The organism is Corynebacterium sp. ACRQK (assembly GCF_022345965.1).
Lineage (GTDB): Bacteria > Actinomycetota > Actinomycetes > Mycobacteriales > Mycobacteriaceae > Corynebacterium.
In genome coordinates, this window is record NZ_JAKRMU010000002.1 from 1 (window position 1) to 14,329 (window position 14,329).

General features: G+C 64.7%; 13 protein-coding genes, 1 tRNA gene and 1 other RNA gene. 9 read left to right on the forward strand and 6 right to left on the reverse strand.

What is annotated here, in order from left to right; all coding sequences use genetic code 11:
* The first annotated feature begins 10 nt into the window (after positions 1-10).
* Complete coding sequence (locus MHX63_RS02795; RefSeq protein WP_239387357.1) at positions 11-1,300, forward strand: glutamate--tRNA ligase family protein; 1,290 nt, start codon at positions 11-13, stop codon at positions 1,298-1,300.
* A gap of 9 nt (positions 1,301-1,309) precedes the next feature.
* Here MHX63_RS02795 and MHX63_RS02800 read toward each other — a convergent pair whose 3' ends face one another.
* Positions 1,310-2,140, reverse strand: coding sequence for a crotonase/enoyl-CoA hydratase family protein (locus tag MHX63_RS02800; protein WP_239387159.1), 831 nt, complete (start codon positions 2,138-2,140; stop codon positions 1,310-1,312).
* Positions 2,141-2,253: 113 nt separating this feature from the next.
* Positions 2,254-2,342 (reverse strand) — tRNA-Ser (locus MHX63_RS02805).
* 170 nt (positions 2,343-2,512) lie between these two features.
* Between MHX63_RS02805 and ffs the strand changes: the two genes are divergently transcribed.
* Positions 2,513-2,607, forward strand: an RNA gene (gene ffs, locus MHX63_RS02810) — signal recognition particle sRNA small type.
* Between the two features lie 40 nt (positions 2,608-2,647).
* On the opposite strand, the gene MHX63_RS02815 is transcribed toward ffs, so the two are convergent.
* The gene (locus tag MHX63_RS02815; RefSeq protein ID WP_239387160.1) at positions 2,648-3,691 is read right to left on the reverse strand and encodes a magnesium and cobalt transport protein CorA; all 1,044 of its coding nucleotides are present in this window, start codon (positions 3,689-3,691) and stop codon (positions 2,648-2,650) included.
* A gap of 210 nt (positions 3,692-3,901) precedes the next feature.
* Here MHX63_RS02815 and MHX63_RS02820 point away from each other — a divergent pair, with 210 nt between their 5' ends.
* The 6 genes from MHX63_RS02820 (at position 3,902) to MHX63_RS02845 (ending at position 10,503) form a co-directional block, all read left to right on the forward strand.
* Entirely contained in the window at positions 3,902-5,185 is a 1,284-nt protein-coding gene (locus MHX63_RS02820) for an aminotransferase class I/II-fold pyridoxal phosphate-dependent enzyme (protein ID WP_239387161.1), read from the forward strand.
* A gap of 152 nt (positions 5,186-5,337) precedes the next feature.
* The gene (locus MHX63_RS02825; protein ID WP_239387162.1) at positions 5,338-5,937 is read left to right on the forward strand and encodes a suppressor of fused domain protein; all 600 of its coding nucleotides are present in this window, start codon (positions 5,338-5,340) and stop codon (positions 5,935-5,937) included.
* 43 nt (positions 5,938-5,980) lie between these two features.
* Positions 5,981-8,821 (forward strand): DNA polymerase III subunit gamma and tau, encoded by a 2,841-nt coding sequence (locus MHX63_RS02830; protein WP_239387163.1) that lies wholly within the window; start codon positions 5,981-5,983, stop codon positions 8,819-8,821.
* Between the two features lie 117 nt (positions 8,822-8,938).
* Positions 8,939-9,253 (forward strand): YbaB/EbfC family nucleoid-associated protein, encoded by a 315-nt coding sequence (locus MHX63_RS02835; RefSeq protein WP_005292353.1) that lies wholly within the window; start codon positions 8,939-8,941, stop codon positions 9,251-9,253.
* Between the two features lie 30 nt (positions 9,254-9,283).
* Complete coding sequence (recR, locus tag MHX63_RS02840; protein WP_239387164.1) at positions 9,284-10,015, forward strand: recombination mediator RecR; 732 nt, start codon at positions 9,284-9,286, stop codon at positions 10,013-10,015.
* Positions 10,016-10,071: 56 nt separating this feature from the next.
* The gene (locus MHX63_RS02845; protein WP_239387165.1) at positions 10,072-10,503 is read left to right on the forward strand and encodes a hypothetical protein; all 432 of its coding nucleotides are present in this window, start codon (positions 10,072-10,074) and stop codon (positions 10,501-10,503) included.
* On the opposite strand, the gene MHX63_RS02850 is transcribed toward MHX63_RS02845, so the two are convergent.
* From MHX63_RS02850 to MHX63_RS02860, 3 genes are all read right to left on the reverse strand, one after another.
* Positions 10,500-11,348 carry a type 1 glutamine amidotransferase gene (locus MHX63_RS02850; protein WP_239387166.1) on the reverse strand — a complete coding sequence of 283 codons (849 nt, stop codon included), beginning with the start codon at positions 11,346-11,348 and terminating at the stop codon, positions 10,500-10,502. The genes MHX63_RS02845 and MHX63_RS02850 overlap by 4 nt on opposite strands.
* Positions 11,349-12,614 (reverse strand): MurT ligase domain-containing protein, encoded by a 1,266-nt coding sequence (locus MHX63_RS02855; protein WP_239387358.1) that lies wholly within the window; start codon positions 12,612-12,614, stop codon positions 11,349-11,351.
* Positions 12,615-12,767: 153 nt separating this feature from the next.
* Positions 12,768-13,115, reverse strand: coding sequence for a helix-turn-helix transcriptional regulator (locus MHX63_RS02860; protein WP_239387167.1), 348 nt, complete (start codon positions 13,113-13,115; stop codon positions 12,768-12,770).
* Between the two features lie 106 nt (positions 13,116-13,221).
* Between MHX63_RS02860 and arsB the strand changes: the two genes are divergently transcribed.
* Positions 13,222-14,328: an ACR3 family arsenite efflux transporter gene (gene arsB / locus MHX63_RS02865; RefSeq protein ID WP_239387168.1), complete on the forward strand. Its 1,107-nt coding sequence runs from the start codon at positions 13,222-13,224 to the stop codon at positions 14,326-14,328.
* Position 14,329: the final 1 nt, after the last annotated feature.

Here is a 14,329-nt window from a genome sequence, read left to right on the forward strand (position 1 = left end):
CTCGGGGGAAATGGCGCTGGCGCAGGCGGAGGTCGTGGCCGCGGGGTGGCGAGGGGCGGGGCGGTACGCGCCCAGCCCCTCGGGAGACCTGCACCTGGGGAATCTTCGGACCGCTGTACTGGCGTGGTTGTTCGCCAAGCACGAAGGGCGCGAGTTCCGGATGCGGATCGACGATATTGATGCTCAGCGCTCGTCGGAAGAAAGTGCAGAACAGCAACTACTGGATCTTGCCACTATGGGGATTGGGTACGAGGGGAGGCTGTGGCGTCAACAAGAGTGCTGGTCAGAGTATGAAAAAGCGCTACAGGCTCTGCGAGAGAAGGGGCTCGTGTACGAGTGCTACTGCTCGCGGAAGGACATCGCCGAGGCGGTCCGCGCGCCGCACGCCGCGCCGGGCGCGTACCCGGGAACGTGCCGTGAACTGGGAGAATCGGAGCGGGCGGCCAAGCGCGCGGAGTTGGCTGCACGGGGGCGAGTGCCGGCGTTGCGGCTGCGCGCAGGCGTGGACGAGTGGGAAGTGCGCGAGCGGTTCGCCGTGGGAGCGGACGGCGGAAGCGCGAGCGATGGAAGCGCCGGCGGGGTGTACCGCGGGGCGGTGGACGACATGGTGCTGCGGCGCGGCGGGAACGTACCGAAGGCGTCGGCGGGTGGCGGCGATGCTGGAGCGTCGGCTGGCGGAAATGCGGTCGCAGACGCGATGGACGGAGAGGCCAGCGCGAGGGCGCAGGGCGAGCCGGTGAACCGGAACTACGCCTACAACCTGGCCGTCGTCGTCGACGATGCGCTGGCCGGGGTGGGGCAGGTTGTGCGCGGGGATGACCTGCTGAGTTCCGCTCCGAGGCAGGCGTACCTGGCACACCTGCTGGGGGTTCCGCCGGTGGAGTACGTCCACGTTCCTCTGGTGTTGGGGCCCGACGGGAAGCGCTTGGCGAAGCGGGACGGGGCCGTCACGCTGCGGGACTTCCCCGACGGGGCGGAAGGGATGATGCGGTGGATCGCGGAATCGCTCGGCGAAGCAGTGGACATCTCGGCGGCTGAAGCCGCGGGAGCAGCCGGGGCGGCGGCGGAATCGGGTGCGGCGGAGGCCGTCGGGGCGACCGGCACGGCGGCGGAAACGGGTGCGGTAGAAACGGCAGGCGCTGAGACAGCTGAGACAGGGGTGGCGAAGGCGGCCGGCGCGACAGGCATAGATGCGACAGCCGGGGGCATCACGCCCACCGCGCTGCTGCGAACCTTCCGGCCCGAGCTGCTGCCCCGCGAGCCCGTCACCTGGCAGCCCACGGAAACTTCAGCGAACTAGCAGCGCGCGTTAGCGCACCGCGCGCCGGTGGAACTTCGGCGGGATCTTCTTCTGCGCGGCCTTCCGCGCGATCTCGGCGTTCTTGCTCACCAGCAGGCGCGCCTGGCGCAGACGCTCGCGGGCGAAAGTCCGCCGCTCGCCGGACTCCCACGTCTCGTCCACCAGCTTCTTCGCCAACGCCACCGAATCCGGTGAGCGTTCAATGATCTGCCGCGCCAGCTCCTCCGCCGCAACCAGTGGATCCTCCACGGCTCGAGCCAGGCCTAGCTCTGCGGCGCGCTCCCCGGAGAAGATCTCCCCGGTCATGGCCAGCCTTTTCACCTCGTCAATCGGCAGCAACTGCTTCAGGGACATGATCCCCGACATGTCCGGCACTAGGCCCCATTTGGCCTCCAACACTGACCAGTGGGCGTCATTGCTCGTAAACCTAAAGTCCGCACCCAGAGCGATCTGCACGCCACCGCCAAAGCAATAGCCTTCCACCGCGGCAATCACCGGGAAAGGTAGGCGACGCCACGTCCACGGCGCCTCTTGGAATGTGTTCGTGCCGCGCAGGGGGTGCGGGATGAAATGCGAAAGCATGCGCGGCGGGCTTTTCAGCGTATCTGCGAAGTCGAGGCCGGCGGAGAAGTTGCCCTCCGTGCCGGAGAGGATGACCACGCGGACGGAGCGGTCGCGGCGGAGCGTGTGTGCCGTGGAGATCAGCTGCTGGAGCAGGTCGATCGTGAGCGAGTTCAGCTTGCGGGGGCGGTTCAAACGGACGTGGACGAGGCCGGGGATGGACTCGGAATATTCCGTGGTGACGAGCTGGTCGGTGCCGGGGGTGCTGGTATCAGTCATGCCTTTCAACCTAAGGCACGGCGGGCAGCGCGGGGGTGAGATTGGGGAAAAGCAAAACCGGCGCCGAGATCGTTTCCAGATCACCGAGCGCCGGTTTCTCATTATGTGAGATTTGGCGGAGGATGTGGGATTTGAACCCACGAGGGATGTGACTCCCGCACGCGTTCCAGGCGTGTGACATAGGCCGCTAGTCGAATCCTCCATGTCGAACGGCAAAACACACGGAAAAGCCGTGGCTTCGACGTACTCATGAAAGGGTACACAACGCTGCCTTTAGATTCCAAATCCGGTGCTAGGGGTTGGAAAGTGGGCGTCGATAAATAAGAAGGAACGAGCCTTTGGAACAACGAGCGCGCGTGGGCTAGTATGGGCAACGGATTCCGCGCGGCGTGTATCTTGTGAACTCCCCCAGGGCAGGAATGCAGCAAGGGTCAACGAGCTCTGACGGGTGCGCGGGGTCCCCTTTTTTATGCCCAAACGTGGGGGCCGGGGCGGGGCTGCGCGGGGCTATAGCCAGTTCTTGCGCTTAAACCACCACCACATCAGCAGGATCACCGCAAGATTCAACAGTAGGCAGTAGTAATAGCCGTACTCCCAGTGCAGCTCTGGCATGTTGTCGAAGTTCATGCCGTACACGCCCGCGATCATCGTCGGCGGCGCGGCCATACCTATGATTGACGAGATCGTGCGCATGTCTTGGTTCTGACGCAGCGAAATGATCGCCGAGCTGGCCTGAATAAGGGAACTCAGGCGCTCGTCGAAAGAGTCGATCTTGTCCTTGGCCAGCATCGCGTGATCCAAGACATCGCGGAAAAACGCCCTGACGTGCTTGGTCGTTAGGTCCTTGTGATTATCGATCAGCGCGCGCAGCGCCGGGATTAGCGGGCCGATGGCGTGGCGCATCTCCAGGATCTCGCGCTTCAGGGTGTAGATATTCTCGATGTTCGTCTCGGCGCGGAGGGTGAAAACCTCCTCTTCCAGACTGTCCACACGGTCTTCCAGCGCTTCGGAAATACGGGTGTACTCGTCGACCAGGTAGTCCGTGATGGCCCACGCGATGGCCATCGGACCTGCGCTGCGCAGCTCGGGTGCCTGGTGCAGGCGGGCTTCCGGGTCGGGCAGCTCCGTATCGTGGGCAATCACGATGATGAACTTCTGGCTGATGACCATCTGTACCTCACCGGTTTGGATGAGGTCGCGCCGGTCTATGAGGTCCTTGTTGCCCGCGTACTGCACGGAGCGGACAACCTTGAACAGCTGATTTTCGTAGCGCTCCAGCTTGGCACGCTGGTGGGCGGTCACGGCATCCTCGACGATGAGCTCGTCGACGTCGTAGCACTTCGCCACCTTCAGCATCTGATCTTCCGAAGGCTCTTCCAAGGTGACCAGTACGAAGTTGCTCTTGCTTGGGGCGGCTAGCTCCTTGATCTCCTTCAGCGCGGTGGCGTAGTTCGCTTGGCCGGGGGATTGCTTGCCCTCGATATAAAGGCGGCACTCCCGGATGGCGCGTTCGACGGGAACCCGGACTCGGTTGGGTTCGGTTTTTGCCATAGTGGATCCTTTCCAACTATTTCAACTACATCCGGCGAGATCTGACGCACGGTGACTCAATGCAAACTCTATGCACCATAGCCCGCCAGTGTGCGACAAGCTGCGTGGGTGCGCTCTGGCGGGGGCGGTGTCCGGCGTGTCCGTTAGACTGGCAAAGGTAAGCCACACCGAGGGTGAACCCCAGCACGCCACAAGCGGGAGAGAATTTACATGAAGATCGAAAACGTAAACGCAGAGCTCCTCCTCAGCATGAAGGAGGACGTCCGCCAGGCCTACGAAGAGCTGCACTCCAAGGGCCTCAACCTGGACCTTACGCGCGGTAAGCCTTCGGCCGAGCAGCTGGATTTCTCGGTGGATCTGCTGAGCCTTCCGGGCGAGAACTTCACCTCGCCCTCCGGAGTGGATGTGCGCAACTACGGCGGTGGTGTCGGCCTGACGGAGATCCGCCAGCTGTGGGCGGACGTTCTGGGCCTGCCGGTGGATAACGTCATCGCCGGCGATGCCTCCAGCCTGAACATCATGTTCGACCTGATCAACTGGGCCTACACGTTTGGCACCAACGATTCCGAGCGTCCCTGGTCGGCGGAGGAGAAGCTGAAGTGGATCTGCCCCGTGCCGGGCTACGACCGCCACCACTCCATCACCGAGTTGTTCGGTTTCGAGATGCTGACCGTCGACATGACCGACGAAGGTCCGGATATGGATCAGGTGCGCGAGCTGGCGAAGGACCCGGCCGTGAAGGGCATGTGGGCTGTGCCGATGTTCGCTAACCCGACGGGCGTGACCTTCTCTCAGCAGACCGCCGAGGCCCTGGCTGCTATGGAAACCGGTGCGCCGGACTTCCGCATCGTGTGGGATAACGCCTACGCGGTCCACACCCTGACCGACGAGTTCCCGGAGATCATCAACATCCTGGACGTCGCCGAGAAGGCGGGCAACCCGAACCGTTTCTGGGCCATGTCCTCCACCTCCAAGATCACTTTCGCGGGCGCTGGCCTGGCCTTCTTCGCCTCCTCCACGGAGAACCTGGAGTGGTACAAGAAGATCGCCAACGTGCGTGGTATTGGACCGAACAAGGTCAACCAGCTTGCTCACCTGCAGTACCTGAAGGATGCCGAGGGCGTGCGCAACCTCATGCGTAAGCACGCGGGTTCCCTGGGGCCGAAGTTCACCCGCGTGGTGGAGATCCTGCAGCGCCGCCTGGGCGACCTCAACGTTGCCGAGTGGACCGTCCCGGAGGGCGGCTACTTCATCTCCGTGAACCTGCTGGACGGCACCGCTGGCCGCGTGGTGGAGCTGGCGAAGAAGGCCGGCGTGGCTCTGACCGCTGCGGGCTCGACCTACCCGCTGAAGCAGGATCCGAACGACCGCAACCTGCGCCTGGCTCCTTCCATGCCGACGATCGAGCAGCTGGAGGTCGCCATGGACGGCTTCGCCACCTGCGTTCTCTACGCCGCGATCGAGATGGTCGAGCACGACGCGGGCCAGCGCTAACCCAGCGCTAACCAGCACCTTCAAACAGCAAGCAGGAGGCCACCATCAACACCGACGAAACACTGGTCTGGGTTCAGGGGCTACTCCCTGGCGAGCCGACCGTCGCACGCCGCAAGGTCGCCGATTCCTTCCCCGAGTTCGCTGTCGCCGAGGTGTTTCTTGGTGACGCCCCCTCGTCCCAGAACGGCACACCCCAGGAGGGCGACGACGCTTCCCAGGAGGGCGACGGCGAGCCCGTGCTGGCCGAGACGGTTGCCATGACCATCGACGCCGGGCGCATGGAATCCGGCCTGCAGACGGAAGACGGCTCCGACCTGCGCGTGGAGCTGCTAACCGTCGTCAGCGGACACGACGATACCGCCGCCGACCTGTTGGCCCACGCCGCGACGATGATCTCCCAGGACCCTGGCCACTGGCCGCCGCAGCCCGGCACAATGCTGCCGGATGTTGTGCAGCAGATGGATGCCGATGCCGAGCGGAAGATCACCGCCCGCAACGGCCTGCTGGTGGTTCCCTACGTGTGGGACGAGGGCGTGCCGCACGTCCACGAGGTCACTTCCGAGGGCGCGGGCCGCCACTCGAAGGAAGGCGAGACCGACGTGGAGTTCACCCACCCGGGTCGGCTGACCATCGTCGCGCAGCTGGTGATGCTGACGGACGAGGAGCTTGCGCTCGCGCAGACGGCCGGTGTGGCCGCGGTGCAGGAGCGGCTGGTGCGTGAGGGCGTCAATATCAACGACATATGGCGCTAGGCGACCGCAACGGGTCGTCTTAGGCGGAATGTAGGGTAGGTTCGTGGCACTTTATAGGAAATATCGTCCGGCGACGTTTGCCGAGGTCGTGGGGCAATCCCACGTGACCGAGCCGTTGTCGGTGGCGCTGGATAGCGGGCGGATCAACCACGCATACCTGTTTTCCGGGCCGCGCGGCTGCGGTAAGACGTCGTCGGCGCGCATCCTGGCCCGCTCACTGAACTGTGTGGAAGGGCCGACGTCCACGCCCTGCGGAAAGTGCGAATCCTGCGTGTCGCTAGCGCCCGGCGGGCCGGGGAACCTGGATGTGACGGAGCTGGACGCAGCCACGCACAACGGCGTGGACGACATGCGCGAGCTGCGCGAACGCGCCTTCTACGCGCCTGCGGAATCGCGCTACCGGGTGTTCATTATCGACGAGGCGCACATGATCTCCACGGCGGGCTTCAACGCCCTGCTGAAGATCGTGGAGGAGCCGCCGGAGCACCTGATCTTCATCTTCGCCACGACGGAGCCGGAGAAGCTGCTGCAGACGATCCGTTCCCGAACCCACAACTACCCATTCCGCTTGCTGGCGCCGCCGGATATGCGTGGGCTGCTGGAATCGGTGGTGTCCGGCGAAGGCGTGCCGGTGGAGGGAGCGGTGTATCCGCTGGTGATTCGCGCGGGCGGCGGTTCGCCGCGTGATTCGCTGTCGATCATGGATCAGCTGCTGGCCGGTGCTGGCCCGGAGGGCGTGACGTACAACCGCGCACTGGCTCTGCTGGGTGTGACGGATTCCACCCTAATCGACCGTGCCGTGGATGCGCTGGCAGAGCACGATTCCGCCGCACTGTTCGCAGTGGTCGACGAGGTGATTGATGCGGGGTACGACCCGCGCCGCTTCAGTGAGGATCTGCTGGACCGCTTCCGCGACCTGCTAGTGGTGCAGGCCGTGCCGGATGCGTTTGAACGCGGGCTGGTGAACGCCCCTGCGGACTCGCGCGATGTGCTGCGCGAGCAGGCGGAGAAGATGGGGCAGGCGACGCTGACCCGCTGCGCATCCCTGGTGAACGAGGGGCTGGCGCAGATGCGTGGCGCCACGGCACCGCGACTTTTGCTGGAGATCCTGTGCGCACGCATGGCGCTGCCCGCCGCCGGCATGACGGTGGAGGCGCTGGCGCAGCGTGTGGAGGCCCTGGAGAAGGGGCATGGCGGGATTGGCGGTAGCGGTGCCGGCTCGAGTGCGGGCGCGGGTGCAGGTGCTGGCACGGGAGCTGGCACGGGCGTGCGCGGCAGCCGGGCGGAGATGTTCGCCCGGCGCAGGAAGGCTGCGCAGGACGCAACGCAGCAGCCTGCATCGGCGCAGTCGGAACCTGCACGGCCTGAACCGGCGCGCCCTGAACCGGCGCAGTCTGCAGAGAAGGCGCGGGAGCAAACACCGCCAGCAGGCCAGATGCCAGCTGCGGAGCAGCCCCCGGCTCAGCCCGCCGAGTCCTCCGAACCGGTAGCGGCGGAAGCCTCCCCGGCGCCGAAGGCACCGCAGGAGACCACAAAGGAGGCAGTACCGGAGACACCGGCTGAGGTGGAGCATGAGTCGGCACAGCAAACCGCGCAGGAGTCTCCGGCCATTGCCGAAGCGCGCCGGGCGCGCGACATCATGCAGCGCCACCGTCAGGCCAGCGCTGCGGCGGAAGCTTCGGCGGATGAGCCCGCCGCGATTGATTCGGATTCCTGGGCACGCATCATGGATGCCGTCCACGAATTGGATCTCAGCGCTTGGATCGCCCTCCGAGGCGCCGCACCGCGCGCATCCCAGCCCACTCCGGGCGAGATCCACGTTGACCACCACACCGGCTCACTAGCACGGCTGGTCAACGGGGCGAAGAACGCGGAAGCCTATTCGCAGGCTATCCAGAACGTCACGGGAAGTCCCGCCCGCATCGTCGTCTATGTCGGCGACGAAGTTGTCGGCGCCGGAGCCGCCGGAAGCGGCGGAGCTACCGGAGCTGCCGAGCCTGCAGGAGGCGATGAGCCGGGAAAAGCTGAACCGGCGGCGGCACAGCCCTCCGCCGGTGAGGGACAAACACCAGCCTCCACACCGGTGAACCCTGTGCCAGCGGAAACCCCAATGGACGCAGCGGCCTCCCGCAGCGCAGCTAGCAGCGCCCTGGAGCGCGCCCGCGCGATGGAAGAAGCGATGCGCAAGGCCTCGCACTCCCACCGCAACGCAGGTGCAGCGGCGGGCACCGCTGGAGCGGCCGGTGCAGCGGGTGCCGCTGCTGGCAGCCAGGGCGCGGCAGGCACTGGTGCCGGGACTGCATCCAATTCGAGTGAAACTGCTCCGCAGGAAGACCCGAACTCCGGCTGGCGCGCCCGCGCCGAACGAGCTAAGGCCCGCAAGAAATACAACATGGAAAACGGCTTCAACGGCGTTCCCCTGCCTGACGAGCCGCCAGTTGATGCCTACGGAGACGCACCCGTCGATACCTGGGACGACAGCGCGGCCGCTAACGCCGCCGTCGACCCAACTGCAGCCGACCCAGCCGCCGACGCGCCTCTGCCGCCTGAGCCCTCCGACCCGTCGGCTTCCGATCAGCCTGGACCTTCTGTGCAGCCTGGACAGCCAGCACAGTTTGGACAGCCTGGGCCCACCGTGCTGCCTGCGGCATCTGGACCGTCCGCGCGGGCGGAAGGACTCCAATCCCGAGCCGCGAACCGCCAGCCCCACGCGGGGGCGGGTGCTGCTGAGGACGAGGGGGCGTCACAAAGAACAGAACAAAGAGAACGCGACGAGCTACTCGCCGACTTAGAGAGCGCACCCGGCCAGCGCGACCACCGCACGCCACTGGAAATCGCAGGTGAACTGATCGAAAAGAGTCTCGGCGCGGAGAGAGTTCGCTAAGCGTGAACACAACCATCCGCACACGCGAAGGTGCCTAACACGCCTGTCCGGGCCGACCGGTACAGTTGTGGAAGAACTAAAACCCAAGCACGAAAAAACCGACGAAAGGTAAACAGAATGAGCCAGCCAGACATGAACCAGCTGATGCAGCAGGCCCAGCAGATGCAGGCGCAGCTGCAGGAAGCACAGCGCGAAATCGCCGCCTCCACCGTCAAGGGCGAGGCAGGCAACGGCCTGGTCACCATTTCCGTCGCAGGCTCCGGCGAGGTCACCGACATGGAGATCGACCCGAAGATCGTCGACCCCGAAGACATCGACACCCTGAAGGACCTGCTGCTCGGCGCGTTCAAGGACGCCAACCAGAAGCTGCAGACTCTCGCCGAGGAGAAGATGGGGCCGCTATCCCAGGGCATGAGCGGCCTGGGCTTCTAAGCCTTCTAAGAACTCCAAAGAGAGATCTAGTTGTTCGAAGGACCACTACAGGACGTCATCGACGAATTTTCCCGGCTGCCCGGCATCGGGCCGAAAAGCGCGCAACGCATCGCGCTGCACCTGCTGAACGAAGAGCCGGAGGACATCGAACGCTTCCAAAACGCGCTCGGCCGCCTGCAGCGCGGCGTGACGTTCTGCCGCATCTGCCACAACATCTCCCAAGAAGATGTGTGCCGGATCTGCGCGGACTCCAACCGCGACAAAAGCATCATCTGCGTAGTTGAAGAGTCCAAAGACATTCAGGTGATCGAACGCACCGCGGAATACCGCGGGCGTTACCACGTGCTCGGCGGGGCACTCGACCCGCTGAACGGCATCGGGCCGAAGGAACTGAACGTCACGCCCCTGGTGCAGCGCATCGGCGGGGCGCTGCCGGACGTCGCGCTCGGTGCGAAAGGTGGCGGTGCTTCTCTTGGCGACGCCGACACACCCGCCGGTGGCGACCCCGGCAGCGCGGGAACGGGCGACGTTGAGAGCGCGGACGTTGAGTACGACGAAGCCCCCGAGATCACCGAAGTCATCATCGCCACTGACCCGAACACGGAAGGCGAGGCGACGGCCTCCTACCTCGGCCGCCTGCTGCGCGACTTCCCCGGGCTGACGGTCACGCGCCTGGCCTCGGGCATTCCGATGGGCGGGGACCTGGAGTTCGTCGACGAGCTCACCCTGTCCCGCGCGTTTGCCGGCCGCACCGCGCTGTAGTTTCTGTAGCCCCTGTAGCACGACGGGACTATAACGGCGGGACTACAGTGGCGCCCATGAGTAAAAACCCTTTGCGCAACGCCCTCCGTCCGCACCGCCTTTCCCGCGCGGCCGGCATTCGCTCCGCCGTATGGGGAACCGTCTTCGGTACCGCAGGCGTGCTGCACTTTGTTAAGCCGGAGGGCTTCGACAGAATCGTTCCGGAGGAACTCCCCGGCACCCCGCGCGCCTGGACGTTCAGCTCAGGAACTATGGAAATCGCCCTGGGCACTAGCATCGCGGCGTGCAGCCTGAAGCCCGAATGGCGCGGCGCGCTGCGCAGTACAATCGCCCCTGCCGCCGCGCTCTTCCTAGTCGGCGTGCTCCCTGGCAACATCAAGATGGCCTGGGACTGGCGTGCCAAACCTCAGCCCGCGCGCGCCATCGCCTTTGCGCGCGTCCCACTTCAGCTGCCGATGATCCTTAGCGTGGCCAAGCTCGGCGCTTAGAGGCGCTCCTTTCTTAGCTGCGCCACCTCGCGCTCCAACTGCTCCGCCAGCTCACCCTGGAACTCGGGCAGCTCGGTGAGTGCAACCCCCATCGCGCGGGCCAACAACCAGTCCGCTAACTGCGGATTCCTGGCCAACACGGGGCCGTGCATGTACGTTGCCACCACGGAGCCCTGCACGGCGCCTTCGGCGCGCGCCTGCCGGTGGGCATCCTCGCCGGAAAGCCCAGCGGCCTCCGCGCCGTGGTTATCGGTGTTGCCCGTGCCCCGGGTAAGACGTCCCAGCGGCTCGGCATCCGCGCCCAAGATGGTGGCACCCAAGTGGTTAGCGAATCCCGTCAGCGGTTCGGTCAGGCCTGCCCCGCCGGTGCTCGCTGCGCTTGCCCTGCCGCCAGCGCCAGCCTGTGCTGCCGCCGCCCCGCCGGTCACGGCAGAGGCTGCCGGGGTAGAGGCGATCTCGCCGATCATGCGTTCGGCGAGTTGGGACGTGGTGGCGTCTATAAGCCCCAAACCCTCAACCGTGCGACCGTGGCTGGTGAAGGATCGGCCGAACACCTGCAGGCCAGCGCATATAGCCAGAACCGGGCGGCCAGCGGCGACCGCGCGGGCAATGCCGCCGTCGCTGACCAGGTGCTCCGCCGCCAGTACCTGCGCGGTATCCTCGCCGCCGCCGACGGTGTAAACGTCCAAGGACTCCGGGACAGGCTCGCCCAGGTGGATCGGGTGAATCTCTGCGGAAATGCCGCGCATGCGGGCGCGCTGGCGCAGCACCAGGGCGTTGCCATCGTCGCCATACGTGCCCAGAACGTCCGGCAGGATCAGGCCGATGTTCAGCTCAGTGCTCATTTACGCTTCCCCTTCCTTGTCCAGCACCCGCTTCAGATCGCGGAAAGCCGTGTAATTCGCCAGAACCTCCACGCGGCCCGGCGGGCAGGAACGGATCGCCTCGACCGTGTCCTTAATCAGATTGTGCTCGACCGCTGCGTATCCGAGGCGGACCGCCAGATCTGTGCCGCGCTCGCCTGCGGACACCACGTGCACGCCCTCGAAGTTTTCGAAGCGCACGTCCCACAGCCACGAGAGGTCCTGGCCGTCGGCGACCTGCCCATTGACGCTGATCACGAGGCTATCGGCGGTGCGATCCACCATCGACAGGGCCTCCTGCCAGCCGGCTGGATTCTTCGCCAACATCAGGCGGACCTCGTGGTTACCGAAGTGCACCACGGAGTAGCGGCCCGCGACGTTATCCACCTTCTCCGCGGCGGTGATCGCCTGCTCGGTGGAGATGCGCTGAGGGAGAAGCTCGCTCAAAGCCACGGCGGCGGCGACGGCCTGGGAGGCATTGCCACGGTTCGCGTTGCCCGGGAGGGTCAGGTTCATCGGGTGCAGGTTGCCCTCGCGGTCGATCAGGCCCTCCTCGGTGATGCGCCAATCGGGCTGTGGCCTGCGGAATTCGCGGCCGTCCGGCAGCTTCTTCGCCGCGAACCAGTCCACCACGCCGTCCTCGCCAGTGCGGTGGATGATCGCGCCTTCCGTGCGCGGGCAGCTAGTGGAATCGCCGGCCCAGCCGAAACCAGCGCTGACCCACTGGACGTTCGGGGAGTCCCAGGCGGCGGAGGTTACGGAGACATCGTCGCAGTTCGCAATGATCTGCATGTCGGGGTGAGCCTCTATGCACGCGCGGAGGGTGCGCTCGATCTTGTTGATCTCACCCACGCGGTCCAGCTGGTCGCGCGAGAGGTTCAGCAGTACCAGCACGTCCGCGTCGAGTTTCTCGGCGATTTTGGGGACGTGCAATTCGTCGACCTCGAGAACCACGGCCTCTGCGTCGCGCCCGGCCAGCAGCGCGCTGATCACGCCCGCGTCCATGTTGTCGCCACCCTCGTTGGTGCAGACGGTAGCCGCCGTGCGGACCGCGCCCGCTAGCATGCGGGTGGTAGTGGACTTGCCGTTTGTGCCTGTGACCAGCACCGTTGGGCGCTTTGTGCCGTCCTTTCCGGCGCCGAGGCTAGCCATCAGTTGCGGGTCGATGGCCCCGCCGACCAGGCCGCCGATCATGCCGCCGGCCCCTCGCCCTGCCTTTCTGGACGCCCACGTGGCCAGCTGCGCCATGCGAATGGCAACGGAACTGCGGAGCCGCTGCAGCCCGGAACGACGTGCGCCGGCGGGGTGTGCGGGAGTTCGCTTCGAATTACCCATGGGGACTAAGTGTACTCGCAGGGGCGTGCTGGAATTTGGAGGCTGGCGCGTCGGAGATGGCGAGCGTTAGTCCATTTGGAGAACAGCGCGAAGTTCAGCGAAGAGTTCGGGCTTTACTAGGTGTGTGACAGTGCGACCTGTTCGGGCTTTGCGGAGCAGACCTGCATCGGTAAGCCGCTTTAGGTGATGTGAGACCGTGGGCTGGCTTAGTCCCGTGATGTCTGTTAGCTGGTTTACGCTGATTGGTTCGCAGCCTTTGGCTGCCAGGTGGGAGAGTATTTGCAAGCGGGCAGGGTCGGATAGGACCTTGAACAAGGTGGCATAACGGGTGGCCTCAGGATCCGATAGCGGTCCTTTGCTCAAGGAGCAGCATGTGGAGATGTCTGTGAGCGGAAAAATTTGGGGAGTGGCCATACGGAGCACCTTATATTGACAGATATCAATATGTCATTCATATTGACGGGCATCGATATGTCATTTAGTTTTATATCGACATGTGTCAATGTCTAAGGAAGGTTGCATGACAGCTTCGCAGCGCCCGCAGATGTCTTTCCTCGATAGGTTCCTGCCCGTGTGGATTATCCTTGCGATGGTAGCTGGGCTGCTCGTTAATCGGGTAGTGCCAGAAATCGGAGCGAAGCTCGGGGAGCTGGAGGTGGGAGGGATCTCGCTTCCGATCGCGCTCGGCCTGCTGGTCATGATGTATCCGCCGCTGGCGAAGGTTCGCTACGACAAAACCCGGCAGATTGCGGCGGATAAGCGCCTGATGGCGGTTTCCCTTGCCCTCAACTGGGTCGTTGGGCCAGCGTTGATGTTCATCCTGGCCTGGGTATGTTTGCCCGACGAGCCTGAGCTGCGCACCGGGCTGATCATCGTCGGCCTGGCCCGGTGTATCGCGATGGTTTTGGTGTGGTCGGATCTGTCCTGCGGGGATAGGGAGTTGACCGCCGTCCTGGTGGCGGTCAACTCTGTTTTCCAAGTGCTCATGTTTGGAGTGCTGGGCTGGTTTTATCTGCAGATTCTCCCCGGCTGGCTGGGGCTTCCTACAACCTCGGCAGACTTTTCCTTCTGGTCGATCGTGGTATCTGTCCTGGTTTTCCTGGGTATCCCGTTGGCGGCTGGCTTGACTTCCCGCGTGCTCGGGGAGAGGTTGAAGGGGCAGCAATGGTACGAGGCAAAGTTCTTGCCCGCGATTTCTCCCCTCGCGCTGATTGGTCTGCTTTATACGATCGTGCTTCTGTTTGCGCTGCAGGGAGAGCAGATTACGGACAACCCGTGGGCGGTGGCTCGGACGGCGGTTCCGCTGGTGGCCTACTTCGCTGGAATGTTTGCCCTGGCGCTGGCCGTGTCCAAGGCTGCGGGGTTGAACTACGCCCAGTCGGCTTCCGTGTCTTTTACCGCTGCGGGCAACAATTTCGAGCTTGCCATCGCCGTGTCTATCGGTACTTTTGGTGCGACCTCTGCGCAGGCACTGGCTGGAACGGTCGGCCCGCTGATCGAGATTCCGGTGCTAGTCGGTCTGGTCTACGTCATGCTGTGGGTGGGGCCGAAGCTCTTCGCCGGCGACCCGACGCTGCCCGTGCGGCACAGCAGTCCAGCACGTTCCGTCTCGATGGGGGAGGATTAAA

Excerpts from the sequence above, each read along its gene's own strand:
- MHX63_RS02835 (WP_005292353.1), top strand. The coding sequence starts at position 8,939 with ATGAGCCAGCCAGACATGAACCAGCTGATGCAGCAGGCCCAGCAGATG.
- MHX63_RS02845 (WP_239387165.1), top strand. The coding sequence starts at position 10,072 with ATGAGTAAAAACCCTTTGCGCAACGCCCTCCGTCCGCACCGCCTTTCC.
- arsB (WP_239387168.1), top strand. The coding sequence starts at position 13,222 with ATGACAGCTTCGCAGCGCCCGCAGATGTCTTTCCTCGATAGGTTCCTG.
- MHX63_RS02795 (WP_239387357.1), top strand. The coding sequence starts at position 11 with ATGGCGCTGGCGCAGGCGGAGGTCGTGGCCGCGGGGTGGCGAGGGGCG.
- MHX63_RS02820 (WP_239387161.1), top strand. The coding sequence starts at position 3,902 with ATGAAGATCGAAAACGTAAACGCAGAGCTCCTCCTCAGCATGAAGGAG.
- MHX63_RS02815 (WP_239387160.1), bottom strand. The coding sequence starts at position 3,691 with ATGGCAAAAACCGAACCCAACCGAGTCCGGGTTCCCGTCGAACGCGCC.
- MHX63_RS02850 (WP_239387166.1), bottom strand. The coding sequence starts at position 11,348 with ATGAGCACTGAGCTGAACATCGGCCTGATCCTGCCGGACGTTCTGGGC.
- MHX63_RS02800 (WP_239387159.1), bottom strand. The coding sequence starts at position 2,140 with ATGACTGATACCAGCACCCCCGGCACCGACCAGCTCGTCACCACGGAA.
- MHX63_RS02855 (WP_239387358.1), bottom strand. The coding sequence starts at position 12,614 with ATGGCGCAGCTGGCCACGTGGGCGTCCAGAAAGGCAGGGCGAGGGGCC.
- MHX63_RS02860 (WP_239387167.1), bottom strand. The coding sequence starts at position 13,115 with ATGGCCACTCCCCAAATTTTTCCGCTCACAGACATCTCCACATGCTGC.